Raw genomic sequence first — 20350 nt, forward strand, 5'->3', positions numbered from 1 at the left:
GCGAGTGCGCGGCAGGTTTCAGCGAATTTCGCTCAGGGCGATCTTCACGCCCAGCGCCACCAGGACCACGCCCATGGCACGGTCGAACCAATGCCCCATGCGTGCGAAGCCTTCGCGCACCCGGCGCTGGCTGAACAGCATGGCCACCAGGCAGAACCACAGCGCCGTGGCCAGCGCCAAGTACACGCCGTAACCGGCCTGGACCGGCAGCGGCGTGTGCGGGCTGATCACCACGGTAAACAGGGAAAGAAAGAACAAGGTGGCCTTGGGGTTCAGGCCATTGGTCATGAAGCCGGCCACGTAGGCACCCTTGGGCGTGCGTTGAACCGGCGCCGCGCTGCTGGCCTGCACACCGACCTCGGCCGGCTTGGCACGCAGGGCCTTGAAACCGATGTAGAGCAGGTACGCCGCAGCGGCCCATTTCAGGACATTGAACAGCACGATGGACTGGGACACGATCAGGCCGATTCCCAGCAGTGAATAGCCCACGTGAACGAAGATCGCCGTGCCTACCCCCAGCGCGGTCCACAGACCGGCCCGGCGCCCGTGGCTGACGCTTTCGCGCACCACCACCGCGAAATCCGGACCCGGGCTGGCCACTGCCAGCAAGTGGATGAAGGCAACGGTGAGAAATTCGGTCCAGTACATGACGGCAGGCTCCGTGCGCGGCAAATGCAAACGCGGTGATTACAAAAACAGCCCCGGACGCTACCTCACCTCCGCAGGCCAGGGCCACAAGATTTTCATCCAGCAGCTATGGTAGAACATCCACATCCACTTCAAGAGGTTCACCCATGCCCGCTACCCGTGCCGCCTTCCTCGACTACAGCTCCCTGGACCTGGGTGACCTGGACCCTGCCGCGCTCAAGGCCTGCTTCGAAGACCTGCAGCTCTACCCCAGCACGACGCCTGAGCAACTGCTCGAGCGCCTGCGCGGCCTAAGCGTGGTCATCAGCAACAAGATCGCTCTGGATGCCGCGACCCTGCAGGCCTGCCCGGACCTCAAGCTGGTGTTGGTGTCGGCCACGGGCACCAACAACGTCGACCTTGCGGCCGCGCGCAAGCTGGGCATCACCGTGTGCAACTGCCAAGGCTACGGCACCCCTTCGGTGGCCCAGCACACCTTGATGCTGTTGCTGGCCCTGGCCACCCGACTGCCTGACTATCAGCGCGCCATTGCAGGCGGCAAATGGCAGCAGGCCAAGCAGTTCTGCCTGCTGGATTTTCCCATCGTCGAACTGGAAGGCAAGACCCTCGGCCTGCTGGGCCATGGCGAACTCGGTGGCGCGGTTGCCAGGCTGGCCGAAGCCTTCGGCATGCGTGTGCTGTCGGGGCAGATTCCCGGCCGCCCGGCACGCGCCGATCGCCTGCCGCTGCATGAGCTGCTGCCGCAGATCGACGCATTGACCCTGCACTGCCCGCTCAACGAGCACACCCGACACATGATCGGCGCACCCGAGCTGGCGTTGCTCAAGCCCAGCGCCTTTGTGGTCAACACCGCGCGCGGCGGCATCATCGACGAGCAGGCCCTGGCCGATGCCTTGCGCCGCGGGCACCTGGGCGGCGCGGCCACCGATGTGCTCAGCGTCGAGCCACCGGTAGACGGCAACCCCCTGCTGGCCGACGACATCCCACGCCTGATCATCACCCCGCACAGTGCCTGGGGCAGTGTCGAGGCGCGTCAGCGGATCATTGGCCAACTGGCGGAAAACGCCACGGCGTTCTTCGCCGGCCAGCCCATCCGCAGCGTCTGAAACCGGCCCTGGTCTGCTAGAATCCGCGCTTTTGCCAGGAGCCCTCCCATGGACCCGCGCAGTGAAGTGCTGCTTCGTCAGGCCAATTTGTTTCAAGGTCAGCTGTTGTTGGCCGGGCTGCCTGCCGACGACCTCTTCGGCCAGTTGCCGAACGCCGCCGGCTGGTGCTGGCATGCCGGCGACCAGGCAGCGCTGGAGGCACGCTTCGAAGGCCGCAGCCATTTCGGCGTGACCATCCCCGAGACGGCGTTCGAGGGTGCAGTGCTGTTCCTGCCCAAGTCCCGTGACCTCACCAGCTACCTGCTCAATGCCCTGGCGTCCCGGCTACAAGGGCGTGAGCTGTACCTGGTGGGCGAGAAGCGTGGCGGCATCGAGGGCGCGGCGAAGCTGCTGCACGCCTTCGGCAAGCCGCGCAAGCTGGACAGCGCACGGCACTGCCAGCTGTGGCAGGTGACGGTCGAACAGGCACCACCGGCCGTGGACCTGGAAAGCCTGGCGCAGCGCTATGAGCTGCAGATTGCCGGTGAGCCGTTGACCGTGGTCAGCCTGCCGGGTGTATTCAGCCATGGTCGGCTGGACCGGGGCACCGAACTGCTGCTCGATCACATCGGCGGCCTCCCTCGCGGCCATCTGCTGGACTTCGGCTGTGGTGCCGGCGTGATCGGCGCCAGTCTCAAGCGGCGCTACCCGGACAACCAGCTGACCCTGCTCGATGTCGATGCGTTTGCCACGGCCAGCAGCCGCCTGACGCTGGCAGCCAACGGTCTGGATGCCGACGTCATCACCGGCGACGGTATCGACGCCGCGCCGCTGCATCTGGATGCCATCATCAGCAATCCGCCGTTCCATGCCGGGGTGCATACCAGCTACCACGCTGCGGAGAACCTGCTGGAAAAATCCAGCCAACATCTGAAAAAAGGCGGCGAGCTTCGCCTGGTTGCCAACAGTTTCCTGCGTTATCAACCGCTGATCGAAGGCGCTTTCGGGCGCTGCCAGACACTCTCCGAGGGACGCGGCTTCAAGATTTACAGGGCTGTCAAATAGCGAAATATTTTCTTGCCCTATCGTGATCGCCTAGGCAGAATCCGCACCGTCCTAGGGGAGTAGTCTCCCGCGAGCGCCAGCTCGCATGGCACGCGTCAACATACTTGGCCCTCAGGCCATGGCGCGTGCGACCCAGCGGCCGCACAGACGGCCCGGGTTTGACAAGACCTATGACACGCACACCTTACCCGGGGCGGGGAGGCTGTTCGTGTCATAGCCGTGTCGACCCGCCCCCATAGGAACGCTCCTGATGTTGGAATCCCTGCTTGTCCCTACCGGGCTGGTGGCCTTGGCCGAAATCGGCGACAAGACCCAGTTGCTCGCGCTGATCCTTGCCGCACGCTTTCGCAAGCCTTGGCCGATCATCGCTGGCATCGTCGCGGCCACCCTGGCCAACCATGCGGCGGCAGGTGCAGTGGGCGCCTGGTTCAGCGGGTTCTTCTCCGACGCTGCCTTGCACTGGATCCTGGCGGCAAGCTTCGCCGCGACCGCTCTGTGGACCCTGATACCGGACAAGATCGACGACGACGAGGCCAACACCGCACGGCGCTACGGGCCGTTCATGACCACGCTGATCGCGTTTTTCATTGCCGAGATCGGCGACAAGACCCAGGTCGCTACGGTGATGCTGGCGGCGCAGTATCCGCACCTGCTGATGGTCATCATCGGCACCACGCTGGGCATGTTGATTGCCAATGTCCCGGTGGTGCTGGCGGGCAATTTTGCCGCCGACAAGTTGCCGCTGACGCTGATCCGCCGGCTGGCTTCGGGGGCGTTTTTCATCCTGGCGTTCGTTGCGGTGTATCAGGCGATGAAGGTCAGCGGCTGGGTGTAGCTTAGCGGTGCGGCCTTCGCGGGGAGGGACCCGCTCCCACAGTAGATCTTCTGTGGGAGCGGGTCTCTGCCCGCGAATCAGGCGCCGCGGTCCGTCAGGATTTCTTCGCCTGCTCATACAACGGCATGACCTTGGGAATCGCTGCCTGCAATGACGATATCCGGCTGGCTGAAGCCGGGTGCGTGCTCATGAATTCCGGTGGCGAGTTGCTGCCCGCCGCTGCCGTCATCTTGTTCCACAGGGTGATGGCGGCATTGGGGTCGTACCCTGCACGCGCTGCCAGCTCCAGCCCGAACAGGTCGGCTTCGTTCTCGTTGCTGCGGCTGTTGGGCAAGGTCAGGCTGTAGTTGACCACGGTATCGGCCAGCTTCAGGCTGTCTTCGCCCAGCCCCAGCAGCGCCCCTGCCCCGTTGCGTGCCATCTGGATGCCGTAGGCCTTGGACATCGACTCACGGCCATGCTCACGCAAGGCATGCGCGATTTCATGGCCCATCACGGCGGCGATCTCGTCGTCGGTGAGTTTCAGTTTGTCGATCAGGCCGGTGTAGAAGATGATCTTGCCGCCGGGACCGCAGTTGGCGTTGAGCTCGTCGCTCTTGATCAGGTTCACTTCCCATTGCCACTGTGCCGAATCCGGACGCAGCTTGGGCGCTTGGGCGATCAGCCGATCGGCGATCGTCTGCACGCGCTTGGCTTCGGCGCTGGTCTTGTCGAGCACGCCCTTGCCGCTGGCCTCGGTCAAGGTCTGCTGGTAGGACTGGGCGTACATCTTGTTCACCTCGTCGGTGGACAACATGCTGAACATGTATTGCTTGCGCTCCACACCCACAGCGCCTGAGCTGGTGGTGTTGACGGCCTGACAACCGGCCAGCAGAAGGCTGACGGCCAGGGTGGCCGGAATGAAGAACTTGCCCATTGAAACTCTCCTGGGAAACCTGGCGGGTATCCTACACGGTGAGTATCGGACACGACACCTGTGGAAGCAGTCCGGCCGATACACCGCAGTGCCCGTTTCGCGGCCGTTGACCGCTCCCACAATGGCACAGCGCACACCCGTGGGAGCGGTCCGTGGCCGCGAAACAGGCGACGCAGCCGGAACAGTTGCACCGCCCGCACCCGTGGGAGCGGTCCGTGGCCGCGAAACAGGCGACGCGGTCTGTGCCAAGACATCACGCCGGCGTCAGGCACTCCGGGGCGTTGAGCTTGGGGTCATTGACCAGATTGGCCAGCGGACGCTCGCGCAGGGCGGCCTGCGGTGCGGCGAGCAGCGACTGCAGGGCAGCCAAGGGCGTTTCCGGGTCCAGCCAGGCCGCCTGCCCGGCGGCATCGAGGATCAACGGCCGGCGCTGGCTCATGGCCGGCTGGGTCACCACTGCCGTGCTCAACCAGACCTGCTCCTGCACCGGATAGGCTTCCCAGATACCCGCGAAAAACAGCGAAGAACCCTCGCCTGGCGTCAGCCAGAAAGGCCGCTTGCGCACATTGCCCCGCCACTCGTAGAAGCCGTTGGCCGGAATCAGGCAACGACGCAGGCGCAAGGCTTCGCGAAACATCGGCTGCTCGGCCACCGTCTCGGCCCGCGCATGGGCAGGGGTTCGCGACAGGTCGGTCAACCATGGCGGGGTCAGCCCCCAGCGCGCCTTGGCCAGGGTCGAGCGCTCACCCTCGCGGCGCTGGATCAGCACCGAGTCACCCGGCGATATGTTCCACTGCGCCTGCTGGCCTTCGGGAAAGCCCTCCTGCGCGGCGAAACCGGGTGACCAGCGAAACAAGGCAAAACGTCCACACATCAGAAAAAACTCTTGAGGGGTCTAACACAGCAGAACCCCGGGAAAACTGTCGGGCTCGTCGCCCGACATGGGCAGCGCGGCATTGTACTCACCGATCAACTGCCGTGCGTAATCGGCCTGCTCGTCGGCCACCAGCAAACCCAGCAGGCCCATGGCAGGCAGGTCTCCCATGCCGCCGACCAGATCTCGACCCGCCAGATGCACACCCACTCCTTCGTTCTCCAGCATGCCCAGAAGCATCTGCGCTTCGAGCAGGCTTGCAGGCTCGTAGATGCGCTGCATCACTCGTTCTCGCTGCGCACGTGCAGCGACCATCGCTCGCCGTCGGTCTGCAACGCGAACACGATGGGTCGGCAGCACACCGGGCAGTCTTCTATATAGTCCTGATCGCCAGCGGACAGATCGAGCACCGCTTCGGCAGGCTCGCCGCAATAGGGGCAATCGTAATCTTGGGTTTCCAGCATCGCGGCCTCCACGGCTCACTTGTGCGTATAATCGCCACTCTGTTTGCAGGCCGTTGGCTACATGGGCCCCTACCCTTTGCCCACAACCTTGCGCCTGTACCTTTACCTTAGCCGTTTCCAACAAGAGAGCATGATGGGCGAATTCGATGCCATCCGACCGTACGACGACGCCGAAGTACCTGCCGTTCTGGCACGGTTGCTCAGCGACCCGGCATTTCTGGATATCCTCACCCACTTTCGCTTCCCGCGTCAGGCCAAGACCTTTGGCTGGCTGCTCAAGCCGTTGATCGCACGGCGTCTGCGGCGCGAGTTCAAGGATGTCACCAACGTCGCCACGCTGCAGGACAAGGTCGAATTCTACGTCGACCACACCATCGACCGCGCCACCGACGGTGTGACCTACACCGGTGTCGAGCAGTTCAAGTCCGGCAGTGCGTACCTGTTTCTGGCCAACCATCGCGATATCGTCATGGACCCGGCGTTCGTCAACTACGCCGTGTACCACGCCGGGCTGCCGACGCCGCGCATTGCCATCGGCGACAATCTGCTGCAGAAGCCTTTCGTCAGCGACCTGATGCGCCTGAACAAAAGCTTCATCGTCCATCGCTCGCTGGTCGGGCGGCGGGAAAAGCTGGCGTCCTATCAGCTGCTGTCGGCCTACATCAACCACTCGATCCGCCACGACTGCGCCTCGATCTGGATCGCCCAGGCCGAAGGCCGCGCCAAGGACGGCGACGACCGCACCGATTCGGCGATCCTCAAGATGTTTCACATGAGCCGCAAGGACGAACCTTTCGGCGAAACCATCAAGGCGCTGAACCTGACGCCGGTGTCGATCAGCTACGAATACGACCCCTGCGATCAGGCCAAGGCGCGCGAGCTGTACATCCGTGCTACCAAGGGCGCCTACAACAAGGCCCCCGGCGAAGACGACGTCAGCATTGCCCAGGGCATCACCGGCTACAAGGGCCGCGTGCACATCAACTTTGCCGCGCCCATCACCGAGTCGTTCGAAGACACCAAGCAGCTGGCCGTGGAGATCGACCGGCAGATTCTGGGCGGTTATCGTCTGTTTCCCGTGCACTACCTGGCCTACGCACAGTGGGCGGATGCCGATCCCGAGTTGCAGGTACCCGCAGCAGCCGATGTGTTTCCAGCCGCCGAGCTGGAAAAGGCCCGTGCCGAATGGCTGCGGCGGTTGCGCGAGTGCCCGGTGGAACAGCGACCGTTCCTGGTGGTGCAATACGCCACGCCAGTGCGCAACCAGTATCGCGTCAAGGCAGGGCTGCCGCTCTAGGGTCAGCCAGCGTGGGGGTGTCATGCGGCCGTCATGACACCGTCATGCGCCCGTCATGCACCCTTCATGCACCCTTCATGCACCCTTCATGCAAAACAGGCATCGTGTTGCACCCTCACCCAACACGCTTCGGATGCCCGTCATGCTGCACGCCCTTAACCAGGATCGTCTCTACCAGATTACCGCCAGCGACGAGCAGGAAGCTCTGATCGACGCCCTGGCGTTCAATGTCCAGGACCGACAGTGGCTGGTGTACTGCGCCTTGGGCGGTCATCAGCACGGTGACTGGCCCGATCTGGACCTGGGCACCGGGATCAGCGTGCTCGACTTTCACATGCGCGCGGCCTGAACCCGCCACGCAGTGAAATCCAGCCCATGAAAAAGCCCGCGAACATCGCGGGCTTTTTCGTAACGGACAGACGTTGTCAGAAGTTGCTCTGGGACAGGGTCTGGCCGATGGTGGCGTCCTTGAACACGCGCGTCAGCGCATCGCTCAGAACATCGCTGACCAGCTTGGTGTTGGTTTCCTGGTTCGGCGCCATACCGAAACGCTGGTTCAAGGAAGCGCCGTAGCGGCCGCTGTAGTGACGGCCACCGTTGGTGACGTCGGCCTTGAACGTGGCGCCGATGTTGGCCTCGGTGACGTACATCTTGTCCTTGGGCGACTGGTACTTGAGTTCGGCCAGGGTGATGGTCAACGAAGGCGCGCTGCCGTTGTTGCCCGTGGGCGTGAAGCCGAGCAGTCGTACGGCCGCTTCGGCCTGGGCCTGCAGTTTGGGCAACACATCGTTGGCGGCAACGCTCACTGCGCTGGTTTCCGGATAAAGGCCGCCACGGGTGCCCAGGGTCGGCGAAGGTCGACCGTCGACGACGCGTACGGCCACTGCTTGGCCCTGGCCGACAGCGGCGAACTGCGAAGTCAGGCGCGGCTGCGGGCTGAGTTGTTGCGGGCTGTTGGCACAACCGACCAACGTCAGACTGGTCACAGCGATCATAGCGAACAACAGGCGGTGCAACATGCGCATCTCTCCGGCAACGGGCAGTGGATAAGCCGGGAGTATAGCGGGGCCTGCGGGCAATGGACCAGCCATGAAACACCTGCAGGCGACCCAGCGTGGTCCGTGTCATCAGCCTGTCACCGTCTGCGGGCAGTATCGCGTCTACAGTCCACCGCACGCCACCGCACGGAGAATCGCTCATGGGTTTTCTCAAGTCTCTGTTCAGGGCCAGCCAGCCCTACCGTTGCTACGTCGCTCTCGACCAGCAGGGCCTGTGCCGCGCCTTCAAGCAATGCCAGCAGGCGCCCGTCGGCGAGGGTTGGGTCGAGGTTGGCGATATTCGCCCACAATGGCTGGGCCAGCCATTGCCTGCCCATGCCCGCGTCAGCTCCCGTGCCACGGGGGCTGGCGGGATTCGAGCGGTGCACGCCTGACTGGCCGGTCACCAAAAGCCTGTAAATAACGATCAACTCGCCGCGTTTCATCGCTATAATCTTCCCCCGATTATAAGGACGTCTCCTGATCGGGCCTCGCAGCACTGCCAACACACTCGTCTTGGCCTCCGCACCGCCCACAGAGAGCCGCCCACGCAGGTCACGCGCTGGCGTTTCCATTCGCTCGTGCCACCCTGCCGCTGCCGATCCTCCAAGCAGCCTTCTTGAGGTTCACGACTCCAAAAGAGCGTGAAATAAACGGGTTTCACAACTTCACAAGAGTGTGGCGAGCAAATGAAAAGTCTTGGATCTGTACCAGCACTATCTGCGTCCCGAACAGCCCAACGAGGAAGGATCGAACGCTTCGCATGATGGCTCCAGTTCGCTGAACGCACGTATCCACCATGGTCCTATGGCGTTGGCGGGCCGAACGTGAGTTCATGGGCAATGCCCGGCAGACTTGTCGGCACAGGCCATTTCAGCGATGCAGTTGCGAAGATTCGGACATGGCGACCCAGGCCTGCACAGACGTACCGGGGTCCCATGCTGTCAATGGGTGCTGAAGATTTTGGAGACGCGTTAAATGGCGCAAAACGAAGCAGTCGACGTGGTATTGGTAGGGGCCGGCATCATGAGTGCCACCTTGGCCGTACTGCTCAAGGAACTCGACCCGGCATTGAAGCTGGAAGTCGTCGAGCTCATGGACTCCGGTGCCGCGGAGAGCTCCAATCCGTGGAACAACGCCGGGACCGGCCATGCCGGCCTGTGTGAGCTCAACTACACGCCGCAGGCCGCCGATGGCTCCATCGACATCAAGAAAGCCGTGCAGATCAACACTCAGTTCGAGGTCTCCAAGCAGTTCTGGGCCTACCTGAGCAGGAAAAGCAGCTTCGGTTCGGCACGTTCGTTCATAAGCCCGGTGCCGCACCTGAGCTATGTCGAGGGTGACAAGGGCGTGGCCTTCCTCAGGAAGCGCTATGAAATGCTCAAGACCCACCACGCCTTCGCCGACATGGAATACACCGAAGACAAGGCAAAGATGGCCGAGTGGATGCCGCTGATGATGCCGGGGCGTCCGGCCGATCAACACATCAGTGCTACCCGTGTGATGGGCGGTACCGACGTCAACTTCGGCGCCTTGACCAACAAGCTTTTGGCCCATCTGGCCAGCGCGCCCGGCGCGCAGGTCAAGTACTGCAAGAAAGTCACTGGCCTTGTGCGCAAGGGCAGTGGCTGGACGGTCAGCATCAAGGATGTCAACACCGGCAATACCCGCGAAATCGACGCCAAATTCGTATTCCTGGGCGCAGGCGGTGCTGCTTTGCCACTGCTGCAGATGTCCGGGATCGAAGAAGGCAAGGGCTTCGGTGGCTTCCCGGTCAGCGGCCAGTGGCTGCGCTGCGACAATCCCGAGGTGGTCAAGCAGCACCAGGCCAAGGTCTACAGCCAGGCGGCGGTGGGCTCACCGCCCATGTCCGTGCCGCACCTGGACACTCGCGTGGTCGATGGCAACAAGTCGCTGCTGTTCGGCCCTTACGCTGGCTTCACCACCAAGTTCCTCAAGCATGGCTCGTTCCTCGACCTGCCGCTGTCGGTGCGCGCGGCGAACATCGGCCCGATGCTGGCGGTGGCCCGCGACAACATGGACCTGACCAAGTACCTGATGAGCGAAGTGCGTCAGTCCATGGAGCAGCGTCTGGATTCGTTGCGACGCTTCTACCCGCAGGCCCGTGCAGAGGATTGGCGTCTGGAGGTGGCTGGCCAGCGCGTGCAGATCATCAAGAAGGATCCGAAGAAAGGTGGCGTGCTGCAATTCGGCACCGAGCTGGTGTCTGCCGCCGACGGCTCGCTGGCGGCCTTGCTCGGTGCGTCACCGGGTGCCTCGGTGACCGTTTCGATCATGCTCGACCTGCTTGAGCGCTGCTTCCCTGAGCAGACCCGATCACAGGCATGGGCGACCAAGCTGACGGAGATCTTCCCTGCCCGCGAACAGGTACTGGCGAACGATGCCGAAACCTACCGTCGCGTCAGCCATGACAGCGACGTGGCGCTCGAGCTCGCGGAAAAAGCGGACGGCGTGCAGTATTACGCCTGACACACCGCACGTACCGCCGACGCGGCTCGCGCCGCTGCTACAGGGAATTGCATCGCTCCTGTAACAGCGGTGCCAGCCGTGTCCGGGCCACCACCCTTGTAGCAGCGGTGCCAGCCGCGTCCGGTGCCACCGCCCTTGTAGCAGCGGTGCCAGCCGCGTCCGGTGCCACCGCCCTTGTAGCAGCGGTGCAAGCCGCGTCCGGTGCCACCGCCCTTGTAGCAGCGGCGCAAGCCGCGTCCGGGCCACCGCCCTTGTAGCAGCGGTGCAAGCCGCGTCCAGGCTCACCGCGTTTCCACAGACACACCGCATGTGCCGCCGACGCGGCTTGCGCCGCTGCTACGGGGGTCGTGTCAGGCTCGCTCGATCAGGTCGATGTATTCCTGGGCGTTGCGCTGGTCGCGAATCAAGGTGATGAAATCGTTGCCGTGTTCGTCCTTGCCGTCGAGCTCGTAGCCCGCTTCCTTGAAGAACACCAGAAAGCGTGCGAAGTCATCGACGCGCAGGCCACGGTACGCCTTGATCAGCTTGTGCAGCGACGGCGAGGTGGCATCAACCGGCTCGAAATTCAGGAACAGCTTGATCTGCTCATCGCCGATCTCGTCGCCAATCAATTGCTTCTTGTCTTTACGCATTACCGACTCCAACTCGCTATCACGGTCATTCACGGGGCAGGCAGTTTACCCTCGGCTTGGCGATGGGCTCAACGCGCGCGTAGGTTGCCGGTGTGCAGATCGGCCCAGACATGCCCATTGGGGTAGCTGAGGAACTGCACGTAGACGGTGTCGTTGCGCAGCAGGTCGAGCAGTATCCGGTACTGGCTCAGCGGATAGGTCAGGGCCAAGGTGCCGGTGGCCGCGTCGAAAGCTGGCCGCTTCAGGCTTTTGCTTTCGCCATCGAAGGTGATCAGCACTTCGGCCAGTTTCGCGTCCTTGCTCAACGCCTTGCCCTTCAAGCGCAACAGCATAGGCGCGGTCACCGGTATGGGCTGCTGGTTGGAAAGGCGCTGGTTGCCCATGACCACCGAGTAGCTGGTCACCTGCAACAGTTGCTGCTGCGGATCGCCTTCGCGCAGGGTCTGCTCATCGGGCGGCAGGAACTGTTCATGAACAACGCCATGCCCAGGCGCTGCAGCCAGCGGCAGACAGGTCAGCAAGGCAATGGCGGCAACGGTCAGGCGCATGGGCGGCTCCTTGTGGAAGAGCCGCGGACTTTAGCATGTTGCAAGGGGGGCGAGTCTGCGGCGAGCCCGGACGCGGCTCGCGCCGCTGCTACAGAATTCCGCAATCCGGTCTGGCGCTGAACAGGCCCTGTAGCAGCGGCGCAAGCCGCGTCCGGCAGCGCCCGCAACCCTGTAGCAGCGGCGCAAGCCGCGTCCGGCAGCGCCCGCAACCCTATAGCAGCGGCGCAAGCCGCGTCGGCGGCACACGCAATCCCTGTAGCAGCGGCGCAAGCCGCGTCGGCGGCGCACGCCTTGGATCTGGGGGGAATGCGATAAACCCAGGCTCGGTGTCCGGAGGGAGGCTTACATGCCCTTGACGGCGAAGATACCCGCAGCGTTGCGCCAGTAACCCTTGTAATCCATGCCGTAGCCGAAGATATAACGGTCGACGCACGGCAGACCCACGAAGTCGGCCTTGAGGTCGGGGCTGGCCTTGCGGTCGTGGTCCTTGTCGATCAGCACGGCCGTGTGCACGGCGCGGGCGCCGGCATGCTTGCAGAAGTCGATGATAGCGCTGAGCGTGTGGCCCTCGTCGAGGATGTCGTCGATGATCAGTACATCGCGGTCGATGAAGGAGATTTCCGGCTTGGCCTTCCAGAACAGATCGCCGCCGCGGGTTTCGTTGCGATAGCGGGTAGCGTGCAGGTACGAAGCCTCCAGCGGGAAATCCAGATGGGTCAGCAGCTTGCCGGAGAAGATCAACCCGCCGTTCATCACGCAGAACACCACGGGGTTGCGATCGGCCAGTTCAGCGTTGATCTGCGCGCCGACCTTGGCAATGGCGGCCTCGACCTGGGCTTCTGTGTACAGGCAGTCGGCCTCTCGCATGACTTGACGAATGTGCTCGAGATCAGCGGACATGACGCTCTCCAAGGGGGGCGGTGGAAGAAAAGCGGGCAAAGGTACGCACACACCTGACGTGAATCAAGCACAATCCAGGCTTTCATGCACTAACGTGCAGTATGTCTATAGGACAGCCCGATACAATAGATTAATCTACCGCCGTTTTTTTGCCCGTTCGGAGCCTTTCCCCATGCCTATCCGTGAGATCCGCCACCCGCTGATCCGCCACAAGCTCGGCCTCATGCGCCGTGCCGACATCAGCACCAAGAACTTCCGCGAGCTCGCCCAGGAAGTCGGAGCCTTGCTCACCTACGAGGCTACCAAGGATCTGCCCCTGGAAAACTACGAAATTGCAGGCTGGGCTGGCCCGGTGCTGGTCGAAAAGATCGCGGGCAAGAAAATCACCGTGGTGCCCATCCTGCGCGCCGGCATCGGCATGCTCGACGGCGTGCTCAGCCTGATTCCAGGTGCCAAGGTCAGCGCCGTGGGCGTTGCGCGCAACGAGGATACGTTGCAGGCGCACACCTACCTGGAAAAGCTGGTCGATGAAATCGACGAGCGCCTGGCGATGATCATCGACCCGATGCTGGCCACCGGCAGCTCCATGGTTGCCACCATCGACCTGCTGAAGAAGGCCGGCTGCAAGGAAATCCGCGCCATGGTGCTGGTGGCTGCCCCCGAGGGCATTGCCGCCGTGGAAAAGGCGCACCCCGACGTGCAGATCTACACTGCTTCGATCGACGAACGCCTGAACGAGCATGGCTACATCATCCCCGGGCTGGGCGATGCCGGCGACAAGATCTTCGGCACCAAGCAGAAGGACGCCTGACCCATGCAGGACGAGTTCAACGATCCGCTCTGGCGGCAGGTACTGTCAGGCGCGCAGATGCTCTTCGTGGCGTTCGGCGCGCTGGTACTGATGCCGCTGATCACCGGCCTGGACCCGAACGTGGCGCTGTTCACCGCGGGCCTGGGCACGCTGCTGTTCCAACTGGTGACGGGTCGTCAGGTGCCGGTATTCCTGGCATCGAGCTTTGCCTTCATCACGCCTATCATCCTTGCCAAGGGCCAGTTCGGCCTGGCCGAGACGATGGGCGGGATCATGGCGGCCGGATTCGTCTACACCTTCCTTGGGCTTGCGGTGAAGATCAAGGGCACCGGCTTCATCGACCGCCTGCTGCCACCCGTGGTTATCGGCCCGGTCGTGATCTCCATTGGCCTGGCGATGGCGCCGATCGCTGCCAACATGGCGATGGGCAAGGCCGGCGACGGCACCGAGCTGATCCCCTACGCCACGGCCATGTGGATCTCCATGCCGGCGCTGCTCACCACCATCGTCGTCGCCGTGTTCGGCAAGGGCATCTTTCGCCTGGTGCCGATCATCGCCGGGGTGCTAGTAGGCTTCGCCATGGCATTCGTTTTCGGTGTGGTGGACACGGCCAAGATCGCCGCAGCCTCTTGGCTGGCCCTGCCTCACTTCACGGCGCCGGCGTTCAACTGGCAAGCCATCCTGTTCATCGTGCCTGTGGCGCTGGCACCCGCCATCGAGCACATCGGTGGCGTGATCGCCGTGGGCAGCGTGACCGGCCGTGACTACCTGAAGAAACCCGGACTGCACCGCACTCTGCTGGGCGACGGCATTGCCACGACTGCCGCCGGCCTGTTCGGCGGACCGCCCAATACCACCTATGCGGAAGTGACCGGCGCGGTCATGCTGACCAAGAACTACAACCCCAAGATCATGACCTGGGCGTCGATCTTCGCGATCAGCCTGGCATTCGTGGGCAAGTTCGGCGCGCTGCTGCAAAGCATTCCAGTGCCAGTGATGGGCGGCATCCTGTGCCTGCTGTTCGGCTCCATCGCAGCGGTGGGCCTGAACACCATGATTCGCCACAAGGTCGACATGGCCGAGGCGCGCAACCTGGTGATCGTCTCGGTAACCCTGGTGTTCGGTATCGGCGGCGTGCTGGTCGGCACCGGTACCGGGCCCGATGACTTCGGCCTCAAGGGCATCGCCTTGTGCGCCGTGGTAGCGATCGCCCTGAACCTGCTGCTGCCGGGGCATGGTGACTGGAAAAAGGACTCGCAGGCCTGAAGCCGTCAGGGAGCGCCATTGCGGCGCTCTCTGCTGACAGATTCAGCGTCACAGCATCAAGGGTGCCCGCTCGCACAGGGTATTCAACGCTTCACCCCATTGCGGGTGATCGTTCAGGCACGGCACCAGCACCAACTCCTCGCCCCCCGCCTCGCAAAACTGCTCGCGCCCACGGTCGCCGATCTCCTCCAGGGTCTCGATGCAATCGGCGACGAACGCCGGGCACATCACCAGCAACTTCTTCACCCCTTGCCTGGCAAGTTCATCCAGGCGCGCCTCGGTGTAGGGCTCGATCCACTTGGCCCGGCCCAGTCGCGACTGGAAGGACACCGACCAGCTGCCCTCGGCAAGGCCCATGCGCTCAGCGAAGGCGCTGGCCGTACGCAGGCACTGCGCGCGATAGCAGACAGCGAGCACTTCGGGCGGCGCATTCTGGCAGCAGTCGGCGGAACGCAGACAGTGGCCGCCGGTAGGGTCGATCTTGGTCAGGTGCCGTTCGGGCAGTCCATGGAAGCTCATCAACAGGTGGTCGTGGGGTTGCGCCAGGTAGGGCTTGGCACTGGCCACCAAGGCATCCACGTATTCGGGCTGGTCATAGAACGGCTGCAGCACGCTGAATTGCATGGCCAGCTTGCGCTCGCGCACCACCTTGCGTGCCTGCTCGATCACCGTGGTCACGGTGCTCTGGGCGAACTGTGGATAAAGCGGAGCCAGGGTGACTTTACGCACCCCCTGCTCGGCCAGGCGCGCGAGTGCCGTATCCAGCGACGGCTCGCCATAACGCATGGCGACTTCCACCGGACCATGGCGCCACTGCTCGGCCATGACCGCCTGCAGGCGCCGGGTCAGCACCACCAGCGGCGAGCCGTCCTCCCACCAGATCGAGGCATAGGCGTGTGCCGATTGCTCGGGGCGCTTGACCAGGATCAGCGACACGATCAGACGCCGCAGCGGCCACGGCACGTCGATGACATAAGGGTCCATCAGGAACTGGTTGAGATAGCTACGTACATCGGCCACCTGGGTCGATGCGGGCGACCCCAGGTTGACCAGCAGCAGGGCGTGATCGGTCATGCAGCGTCCTATTTCAGGTTCGTCGTTTAGAGCTCAGAGGCGCCGCGACAATTCGGTCAGGGCGGCGGATAGTTCGCTGTAGCGGAAATTGAAACCTGCGGCCTGCAGCGCCACCGGGCGTGCGCGCTGGCCACCGAGCAATAGCCCTGACAGCTCGCCGAGCCCCGCCTTGAGCAACAGCGAGGGCAGCGGCAGGAAAGCCGGACGATGCAGGGCACGCCCCAGTTGTCGTGCGAATTCACGGTTGCGCACCGGCTCCGGCGCACACGCATTATAGGGACCGCGGCACTGGGTCTGGTGCAAGAGAAAATCAATCAAGGCGATTTGATCATCGATGTGAACCCATGGCATCCACTGCCGGCCACTGCCGATCGGGCCTCCCAGCCCCAGCTTGAATGGCAGCGCAAGGCGCTTGAGAAAGCCGCCCTGACTCGCCAGCACCAGCCCGGTGCGTACCAGCACCACCCGCACGCCCAACGCTTCGGCGCGCAGGGCGGTCTCTTCCCAGGCAATGCACAAGTGACTGGCGAAGTCCTCCTTGACCGGTTGCGAAGTTTCGTTCAACTCCCGCTCGCCACCATCGCCATACCAGCCCACGGCGGAGCCGGAAATCAATACCTCGGGGCGCTGCGCACGGCTTTCCAGCCATGCCAGGAGGCGCTCGGTAAGGGTGATCCGGCTGCTCCACAGCAACGCCCGGCGTCGCGCGGTCCACGGGCGATCGGCAATCGGCGCGCCGGCCAGGTTGACCACTGCGTCCACCGTTTCGTCGCCGATTTCCTCGAGCTGCGCCACGCCGCGCACGCTGGCCCCGCACAGCTGCTTGACCTGGCCCGGCTGGCGACTGAGCACCGTCAGGCGATGCCCCTGCCCTACCCAGTGCTGGCAAAGCTTGCGGCCGATGAGCCCGGTGCCGCCGGTCAGCAATATGTGCATAAGGTTTCTCCAATGTGGCGTTGCGTCTGCAGCGCTAGTCTATTTTCATGAGACAGGCACTTTCCATCCGCGTGCCTCTCTCATGAACCATAGGACACCTGAGCAAAAAGGATCCCGTTAACTTATACTTATTAAGTCTTTTGTACAGGTTTGTTTTTCGAACACACGTGTGCATAGCGCTTACGAAGCTGTTACGAGGGCACTATGACTTTACCTACGGCGACTTTACCTACGGCACCTGCGACGTCTTCGACTCCGGCGACTGGACCTTCAGCAACCGTACCTATCGCAATCATCGGTACCGGCATGGCGGGGCTCTCCGCCGCCCAGGCGTTGCACAAGGCTGGCCACGCGGTGCAGCTTTTCGACAAGGCGCGCGGTGTGGGTGGCCGCATGTCGAGCAAGCGCAGCGAGGTCGGCTCGATCGACCTCGGCGCGCAGTATTTCACTGCCCGCGACCGGCGCTTCGTGGCGCAGGTCCAGCAATGGCAGGCCGACGGTTGCGCACAGCCGTGGTCGCCTTCGCTGTACAACGCCAAGCAGGGTCGCCTCAGCCCGTCGCCCGACGAGCAGGTACGCTGGGTCGGTGCGCCACGCATGAGTGCCATTGCCAAGGCCATGGCTGTCGACCTGCCTGCTGCTTTTTCCTGCCGCATCGCCGAGGTGTTCAAGGGCGAGGAATTCTGGGAGCTGCTGGATGCCGAGGGCGTCAGCCATGGACCCTTCAGCCACGTCGTGCTCGCCGTGCCGGCGCCCCAAGCCACCGCGCTACTGGCCAGCGCGCCCAAGCTCGCCACACAAGTGGCCGGGGTCAAGATGGACCCCACCTGGGCGGTGGCGTTGAGTTTCGACACGCCACTGGACACACCGATGCAGGGCTGCTTCGTGCAGGACAGTCCGCTCGACTGGCTGGCGCGAAGTGGCAGCAAGCCCGGCCGCGACGACGGCAGCGACACCTGGGTGCTGCACGCCACCAGCGCGTGGAGCAAGCAGCACATCGATCTGTCCCGCGAGGCGGTGATCGAACAGCTGCATGGCGCCTTCGCCGAGCTGGTAAATTGCCCGATGCCTGCGCCAAGTTTCAGCATCGCCCATCGCTGGCTCTACGCGCGCCCGGCTCAGCCCCATGAATGGGGTGCGCTGGCCGACCCCGACCTGGGCCTGTACGTGTGCGGCGACTGGTGCCTGTCAGGCCGCGTCGAAGGCGCCTGGCTCAGTGGCCAGGAAGCCGCGCGGCGCCTGCTCGAGCACTTGCAATGAATGCCCGGCATCGGCTCAATCCGCGCAAGATGTTGCTGTCGAAATGGACCGCCGTGCGCCCCGTGAACCGCGAGAAGCATTTCCTGGTCAGCGAAGTGTTCTGCGATGACGAAGGCGTCGTGCTGGAGGTCGAGTTGCAGGCGGTTCTCACCCACCGTACCGAACGTCTGCCGTGGCAGGCCCTGCAGGATATGCAGAGCTGGAAGATGGGCTGGCAGTGACACCCTGCCAATGACTGTAATTCTGTACAAAGCATTTGACCTGTACAAATACGGACCTAAGATGAAACTATGCTGTACAGCGTTGTCAGTATGTACAGGTTTCAGAAGAGGTCCGTCATGCAAGAGCCCAGCGTCAGCAAACCCAAGATCGGTATCAGCGCCTGCCTGCTCGGTGCACCCGTGCGCTACAACGCCGGGCACAAGGAATCGCGCTGGTGCAGCCGGATCCTGGTCGAGCATTTCGAGTTCGTCCCGGTCTGCCCCGAGGTCGCCATTGGCTTGGGTACGCCGCGCGAGCCGATTCGTCTGGTCGGCGACAAGGATCACACCCAGGCGGTGGGTACCGTACATCCCGACATCAACGTCACCGCACCTTTGGCTGCCTACGGCGAACGAATGGCCGGCGAACTGACCGATCTCTGTGGCTACATCTTCATGCAGAAATCGCCGTCCTGTGGTTTGGAGCGGGTGAAGATCTATCGCGACAACGGCGCTCCTCAGCGCGAAGGCGGCCGCGGCATCTATGCCCAGGCATTCTGCGCACGCCACCCGGATTTGCCGGTGGAGGAAGAAGGTCGTCTGTGCGATCCGGTACTGCGGGAAAACTTCCTTGTGCGCGTCGGCGCTTATGCCCAGTGGCAAGCGCTGCTGGCAGACGGTTTGACGCGACGTGCCCTGACGGAATTCCACTCGCGCTTCAAATATCAGTTGATGGCTAACAACCCGCTGCAATACAAGGTCCTGGGCAAGCTGCTGGGCAGCATGGGCCGCGGCGACGCGGCGCAGATCGGCCCGCAGTATTTCAGTGAACTGATGCAAGCGCTCAAGCGCTGCGCCACCCGCGGCACCCACAGCAACGTGCTGCAGCACATCAGCGGCTATCTCAAGCGCGACATCGATGCGCAGGACAAGCAAGAGCTGCAACAACTGATCAATCAGTACCGCGAGGGCATCGTGCCGCTGGTGGTACCGATGACGCTACTCAAGCATCTGTTCCGCATCCATCCAGACCCCTACATTGCCCAGCAGACCTACCTGCAGCCGCACCCGGAAAACCTGAGCTTGCGCAATGCCATCTGACGCCAACGGCACCGACTGGCTGCCGATCCGCGAAGTCACCCGGCAAACCGGTGTGCACCCGGTCACCCTGCGCGCCTGGGAACGGCGCTATGGCCTGATCGTGCCTCACCGCACCGCCAAGGGCCATCGTTTGTACGACGCCGCACAGATCGCGCGGATCCAGCACGTGCTGACCTGGCTCAACCGAGGCGTGGCCGTCAGCCAGGTGAAACAACTGCTCGACGCCCCGCGCGATGCCCAGCCGCAGGTTCACAACGATTGGCAGCAGCTGCGCCAGACATTGATCCAAGCCATCACCGATATGGCCGAGCGTCAGCTGGATGATCTGTTCAATCAAGCGATGGCCCTGTATCCGCCTGCCACTTTGTGCGAGCACTTGCTGCTGCCGCTGCTGACCGATCTGGAGCAGCGCTGGGCCGGCCAATTCGGGGCGCAGATGCAACGTGTGTTCTTCCATGGCTGGCTGCGCAGCAAACTGGGTGCCCGCCTCTATCACAACAACCGCCAACTGAGCGGCGCACCTGTGGTGCTGGTCAACCAGGCCGACATCACTCCGGACCCTTACCTGTGGCTGGGCGCCTGGCTGATCAGCAGCAGTGATTGCCCGGTGCAGGTGTTCGACGCGCCGCTGCCGGCGGGCGAACTGGCCCTGGCCTGCGACAAGCTTGAGGCACGCGCGCTGGTGCTGTACGCCGACAAGGCCCTCAACCTCGCGGCGCTGGGGCGGTTGCTGGTCGGTTGCACGTGCCCCAAATGGCTGGTGGGCTCGGCCGTGCTCATTCACCGTGCCGCCGCGGGCGACGGCCCTTCCCCCATTGCCGATCTGCACCTGGCGACCGATCCGTTGCACGCCCAGCAGATGCTGCAGGCGTCTGGCGTATTGGCCGACCGGCAACCCTGAATTCGAATGA

The 20350-nt window shown here is 63.4% G+C and carries 24 protein-coding genes and 1 riboswitch; of the genes, 13 read left to right on the forward strand and 11 right to left on the reverse strand.

What is annotated here, in order from left to right:
• Nucleotides 1–18: 18 nt before the first annotated feature.
• On the reverse strand, nucleotides 19–648 hold the full coding sequence (locus IFT98_RS10485; RefSeq protein WP_192048503.1) for a LysE family translocator: 630 nt from the start codon (nucleotides 646–648) through the stop codon (nucleotides 19–21).
• A 146-nt stretch (nucleotides 649–794) separates the two neighbouring features.
• On the opposite strand from IFT98_RS10485, the gene IFT98_RS10490 reads away from it, so the two are divergent.
• From IFT98_RS10490 to IFT98_RS10500, 3 genes are all read left to right on the forward strand, one after another.
• Entirely contained in the window at nucleotides 795–1754 is a 960-nt protein-coding gene (locus IFT98_RS10490; RefSeq protein ID WP_192048505.1) for a 2-hydroxyacid dehydrogenase, read from the forward strand.
• Nucleotides 1755–1802: 48 nt separating this feature from the next.
• Nucleotides 1803–2798 carry a class I SAM-dependent methyltransferase gene (locus tag IFT98_RS10495; RefSeq protein WP_192048507.1) on the forward strand — a complete coding sequence of 332 codons (996 nt, stop codon included), beginning with the start codon at nucleotides 1803–1805 and terminating at the stop codon, nucleotides 2796–2798.
• 42 nt (nucleotides 2799–2840) lie between these two features.
• Nucleotides 2841–2958: riboswitch (yybP-ykoY riboswitch) on the forward strand.
• A gap of 90 nt (nucleotides 2959–3048) precedes the next feature.
• Nucleotides 3049–3633: a TMEM165/GDT1 family protein gene (locus tag IFT98_RS10500; RefSeq protein WP_122475190.1), complete on the forward strand. Its 585-nt coding sequence runs from the start codon at nucleotides 3049–3051 to the stop codon at nucleotides 3631–3633.
• A 94-nt stretch (nucleotides 3634–3727) separates the two neighbouring features.
• Here IFT98_RS10500 and IFT98_RS10505 read toward each other — a convergent pair whose 3' ends face one another.
• From IFT98_RS10505 to IFT98_RS10520, 4 genes are all read right to left on the reverse strand, one after another.
• The gene (locus IFT98_RS10505) at nucleotides 3728–4549 is read right to left on the reverse strand and encodes a M48 family metallopeptidase (protein ID WP_122715185.1); all 822 of its coding nucleotides are present in this window, start codon (nucleotides 4547–4549) and stop codon (nucleotides 3728–3730) included.
• A 253-nt stretch (nucleotides 4550–4802) separates the two neighbouring features.
• Entirely contained in the window at nucleotides 4803–5423 is a 621-nt protein-coding gene (locus IFT98_RS10510) for an SOS response-associated peptidase (protein ID WP_185795019.1), read from the reverse strand.
• 21 nt (nucleotides 5424–5444) lie between these two features.
• Nucleotides 5445–5705 (reverse strand): putative signal transducing protein, encoded by a 261-nt coding sequence (locus tag IFT98_RS10515; protein ID WP_122475195.1) that lies wholly within the window; start codon nucleotides 5703–5705, stop codon nucleotides 5445–5447.
• Nucleotides 5705–5887: a CPXCG motif-containing cysteine-rich protein gene (locus IFT98_RS10520; RefSeq protein WP_192048509.1), complete on the reverse strand. Its 183-nt coding sequence runs from the start codon at nucleotides 5885–5887 to the stop codon at nucleotides 5705–5707. Before IFT98_RS10520 ends, IFT98_RS10515 begins: the two co-directional genes overlap by 1 nt.
• A gap of 130 nt (nucleotides 5888–6017) precedes the next feature.
• Between IFT98_RS10520 and IFT98_RS10525 the strand changes: the two genes are divergently transcribed.
• Nucleotides 6018–7184: a 1-acyl-sn-glycerol-3-phosphate acyltransferase gene (locus tag IFT98_RS10525; RefSeq protein WP_192048511.1), complete on the forward strand. Its 1167-nt coding sequence runs from the start codon at nucleotides 6018–6020 to the stop codon at nucleotides 7182–7184.
• Nucleotides 7185–7326: 142 nt separating this feature from the next.
• A complete protein-coding gene (locus tag IFT98_RS10530) occupies nucleotides 7327–7533 on the forward strand; it encodes a hypothetical protein (RefSeq protein ID WP_192048513.1) in 207 nt (68 codons plus the stop codon).
• Between the two features lie 76 nt (nucleotides 7534–7609).
• On the opposite strand, the gene IFT98_RS10535 is transcribed toward IFT98_RS10530, so the two are convergent.
• Nucleotides 7610–8203 carry a YajG family lipoprotein gene (locus IFT98_RS10535; RefSeq protein WP_192048515.1) on the reverse strand — a complete coding sequence of 198 codons (594 nt, stop codon included), beginning with the start codon at nucleotides 8201–8203 and terminating at the stop codon, nucleotides 7610–7612.
• Nucleotides 8204–8382: 179 nt separating this feature from the next.
• On the opposite strand from IFT98_RS10535, the gene IFT98_RS10540 reads away from it, so the two are divergent.
• Together IFT98_RS10540 and mqo are read left to right on the forward strand one after the other, a co-directional pair.
• Entirely contained in the window at nucleotides 8383–8616 is a 234-nt protein-coding gene (locus IFT98_RS10540) for a hypothetical protein (protein WP_122799964.1), read from the forward strand.
• A 583-nt stretch (nucleotides 8617–9199) separates the two neighbouring features.
• Nucleotides 9200–10711 carry a malate dehydrogenase (quinone) gene (gene mqo / locus IFT98_RS10545; protein ID WP_192048517.1) on the forward strand — a complete coding sequence of 504 codons (1512 nt, stop codon included), beginning with the start codon at nucleotides 9200–9202 and terminating at the stop codon, nucleotides 10709–10711.
• Nucleotides 10712–11061: 350 nt separating this feature from the next.
• On the opposite strand, the gene IFT98_RS10550 is transcribed toward mqo, so the two are convergent.
• From IFT98_RS10550 to IFT98_RS10560, 3 genes are all read right to left on the reverse strand, one after another.
• Nucleotides 11062–11343: a PA4642 family protein gene (locus tag IFT98_RS10550; RefSeq protein WP_192048521.1), complete on the reverse strand. Its 282-nt coding sequence runs from the start codon at nucleotides 11341–11343 to the stop codon at nucleotides 11062–11064.
• A 68-nt stretch (nucleotides 11344–11411) separates the two neighbouring features.
• A complete protein-coding gene (locus IFT98_RS10555) occupies nucleotides 11412–11891 on the reverse strand; it encodes a hypothetical protein (protein ID WP_192048523.1) in 480 nt (159 codons plus the stop codon).
• A 342-nt stretch (nucleotides 11892–12233) separates the two neighbouring features.
• Nucleotides 12234–12791 carry a hypoxanthine-guanine phosphoribosyltransferase gene (locus IFT98_RS10560; RefSeq protein WP_192048525.1) on the reverse strand — a complete coding sequence of 186 codons (558 nt, stop codon included), beginning with the start codon at nucleotides 12789–12791 and terminating at the stop codon, nucleotides 12234–12236.
• 172 nt (nucleotides 12792–12963) lie between these two features.
• Here IFT98_RS10560 and upp point away from each other — a divergent pair, with 172 nt between their 5' ends.
• A complete protein-coding gene (gene upp, locus IFT98_RS10565; protein ID WP_122715177.1) occupies nucleotides 12964–13602 on the forward strand; it encodes a uracil phosphoribosyltransferase in 639 nt (212 codons plus the stop codon).
• A gap of 3 nt (nucleotides 13603–13605) precedes the next feature.
• Nucleotides 13606–14868: a uracil-xanthine permease family protein gene (locus IFT98_RS10570; protein ID WP_122475210.1), complete on the forward strand. Its 1263-nt coding sequence runs from the start codon at nucleotides 13606–13608 to the stop codon at nucleotides 14866–14868.
• A gap of 48 nt (nucleotides 14869–14916) precedes the next feature.
• On the opposite strand, the gene hemH is transcribed toward IFT98_RS10570, so the two are convergent.
• On the reverse strand, nucleotides 14917–15942 hold the full coding sequence (gene hemH, locus IFT98_RS10575) for a ferrochelatase (RefSeq protein WP_192048527.1): 1026 nt from the start codon (nucleotides 15940–15942) through the stop codon (nucleotides 14917–14919).
• 33 nt (nucleotides 15943–15975) lie between these two features.
• The gene (locus tag IFT98_RS10580) at nucleotides 15976–16878 is read right to left on the reverse strand and encodes a TIGR01777 family oxidoreductase (protein WP_122715173.1); all 903 of its coding nucleotides are present in this window, start codon (nucleotides 16876–16878) and stop codon (nucleotides 15976–15978) included.
• Between the two features lie 285 nt (nucleotides 16879–17163).
• On the opposite strand from IFT98_RS10580, the gene IFT98_RS10585 reads away from it, so the two are divergent.
• From IFT98_RS10585 to IFT98_RS10600, 4 genes are all read left to right on the forward strand, one after another.
• Nucleotides 17164–18138, forward strand: a complete 975-nt coding sequence (locus IFT98_RS10585; RefSeq protein ID WP_342214161.1) for an NAD(P)/FAD-dependent oxidoreductase — start codon at nucleotides 17164–17166, stop codon at nucleotides 18136–18138.
• Nucleotides 18135–18359, forward strand: a complete 225-nt coding sequence (locus IFT98_RS10590) for a TIGR02450 family Trp-rich protein (RefSeq protein ID WP_192048531.1) — start codon at nucleotides 18135–18137, stop codon at nucleotides 18357–18359. The genes IFT98_RS10585 and IFT98_RS10590 overlap by 4 nt, the downstream gene beginning before the upstream one ends.
• Nucleotides 18360–18476: 117 nt before the next feature.
• Nucleotides 18477–19439, forward strand: a complete 963-nt coding sequence (locus tag IFT98_RS10595; protein WP_122795335.1) for a YbgA family protein — start codon at nucleotides 18477–18479, stop codon at nucleotides 19437–19439.
• Entirely contained in the window at nucleotides 19429–20340 is a 912-nt protein-coding gene (locus tag IFT98_RS10600; RefSeq protein WP_192048533.1) for a MerR family transcriptional regulator, read from the forward strand. Before IFT98_RS10595 ends, IFT98_RS10600 begins: the two co-directional genes overlap by 11 nt.
• The last annotated feature ends 10 nt before the right edge of the window (nucleotides 20341–20350 follow it).

It is taken from the genome of Pseudomonas sp. CFBP 8770, assembly GCF_014841705.1.
In the GTDB taxonomy this organism is placed as follows: domain Bacteria; phylum Pseudomonadota; class Gammaproteobacteria; order Pseudomonadales; family Pseudomonadaceae; genus Aquipseudomonas.

Bases quoted from the DNA above. Each gene is read 5' to 3' on its own strand.
- IFT98_RS10560 (WP_192048525.1), bottom strand. From the start codon at position 12,791: ATGTCCGCTGATCTCGAGCACATTCGTCAAGTCATGCGAGAGGCCGAC.
- IFT98_RS10505 (WP_122715185.1), bottom strand. From the start codon at position 4,549: ATGGGCAAGTTCTTCATTCCGGCCACCCTGGCCGTCAGCCTTCTGCTG.
- IFT98_RS10520 (WP_192048509.1), bottom strand. From the start codon at position 5,887: ATGCTGGAAACCCAAGATTACGATTGCCCCTATTGCGGCGAGCCTGCC.
- IFT98_RS10515 (WP_122475195.1), bottom strand. From the start codon at position 5,705: ATGCAGCGCATCTACGAGCCTGCAAGCCTGCTCGAAGCGCAGATGCTT.
- IFT98_RS10495 (WP_192048507.1), top strand. From the start codon at position 1,803: ATGGACCCGCGCAGTGAAGTGCTGCTTCGTCAGGCCAATTTGTTTCAA.
- IFT98_RS10530 (WP_192048513.1), top strand. From the start codon at position 7,327: ATGCTGCACGCCCTTAACCAGGATCGTCTCTACCAGATTACCGCCAGC.
- IFT98_RS10525 (WP_192048511.1), top strand. From the start codon at position 6,018: ATGATGGGCGAATTCGATGCCATCCGACCGTACGACGACGCCGAAGTA.
- IFT98_RS10550 (WP_192048521.1), bottom strand. From the start codon at position 11,343: ATGCGTAAAGACAAGAAGCAATTGATTGGCGACGAGATCGGCGATGAG.
- IFT98_RS10555 (WP_192048523.1), bottom strand. From the start codon at position 11,891: ATGCGCCTGACCGTTGCCGCCATTGCCTTGCTGACCTGTCTGCCGCTG.
- hemH (WP_192048527.1), bottom strand. From the start codon at position 15,942: ATGACCGATCACGCCCTGCTGCTGGTCAACCTGGGGTCGCCCGCATCG.
- IFT98_RS10500 (WP_122475190.1), top strand. From the start codon at position 3,049: ATGTTGGAATCCCTGCTTGTCCCTACCGGGCTGGTGGCCTTGGCCGAA.
- IFT98_RS10570 (WP_122475210.1), top strand. From the start codon at position 13,606: ATGCAGGACGAGTTCAACGATCCGCTCTGGCGGCAGGTACTGTCAGGC.
- IFT98_RS10535 (WP_192048515.1), bottom strand. From the start codon at position 8,203: ATGTTGCACCGCCTGTTGTTCGCTATGATCGCTGTGACCAGTCTGACG.
- IFT98_RS10485 (WP_192048503.1), bottom strand. From the start codon at position 648: ATGTACTGGACCGAATTTCTCACCGTTGCCTTCATCCACTTGCTGGCA.
- IFT98_RS10595 (WP_122795335.1), top strand. From the start codon at position 18,477: ATGCAAGAGCCCAGCGTCAGCAAACCCAAGATCGGTATCAGCGCCTGC.
- IFT98_RS10600 (WP_192048533.1), top strand. From the start codon at position 19,429: ATGCCATCTGACGCCAACGGCACCGACTGGCTGCCGATCCGCGAAGTC.
- IFT98_RS10590 (WP_192048531.1), top strand. From the start codon at position 18,135: ATGAATGCCCGGCATCGGCTCAATCCGCGCAAGATGTTGCTGTCGAAA.
- IFT98_RS10510 (WP_185795019.1), bottom strand. From the start codon at position 5,423: ATGTGTGGACGTTTTGCCTTGTTTCGCTGGTCACCCGGTTTCGCCGCG.
- upp (WP_122715177.1), top strand. From the start codon at position 12,964: ATGCCTATCCGTGAGATCCGCCACCCGCTGATCCGCCACAAGCTCGGC.
- IFT98_RS10580 (WP_122715173.1), bottom strand. From the start codon at position 16,878: ATGCACATATTGCTGACCGGCGGCACCGGGCTCATCGGCCGCAAGCTT.
- IFT98_RS10540 (WP_122799964.1), top strand. From the start codon at position 8,383: ATGGGTTTTCTCAAGTCTCTGTTCAGGGCCAGCCAGCCCTACCGTTGC.
- mqo (WP_192048517.1), top strand. From the start codon at position 9,200: ATGGCGCAAAACGAAGCAGTCGACGTGGTATTGGTAGGGGCCGGCATC.
- IFT98_RS10490 (WP_192048505.1), top strand. From the start codon at position 795: ATGCCCGCTACCCGTGCCGCCTTCCTCGACTACAGCTCCCTGGACCTG.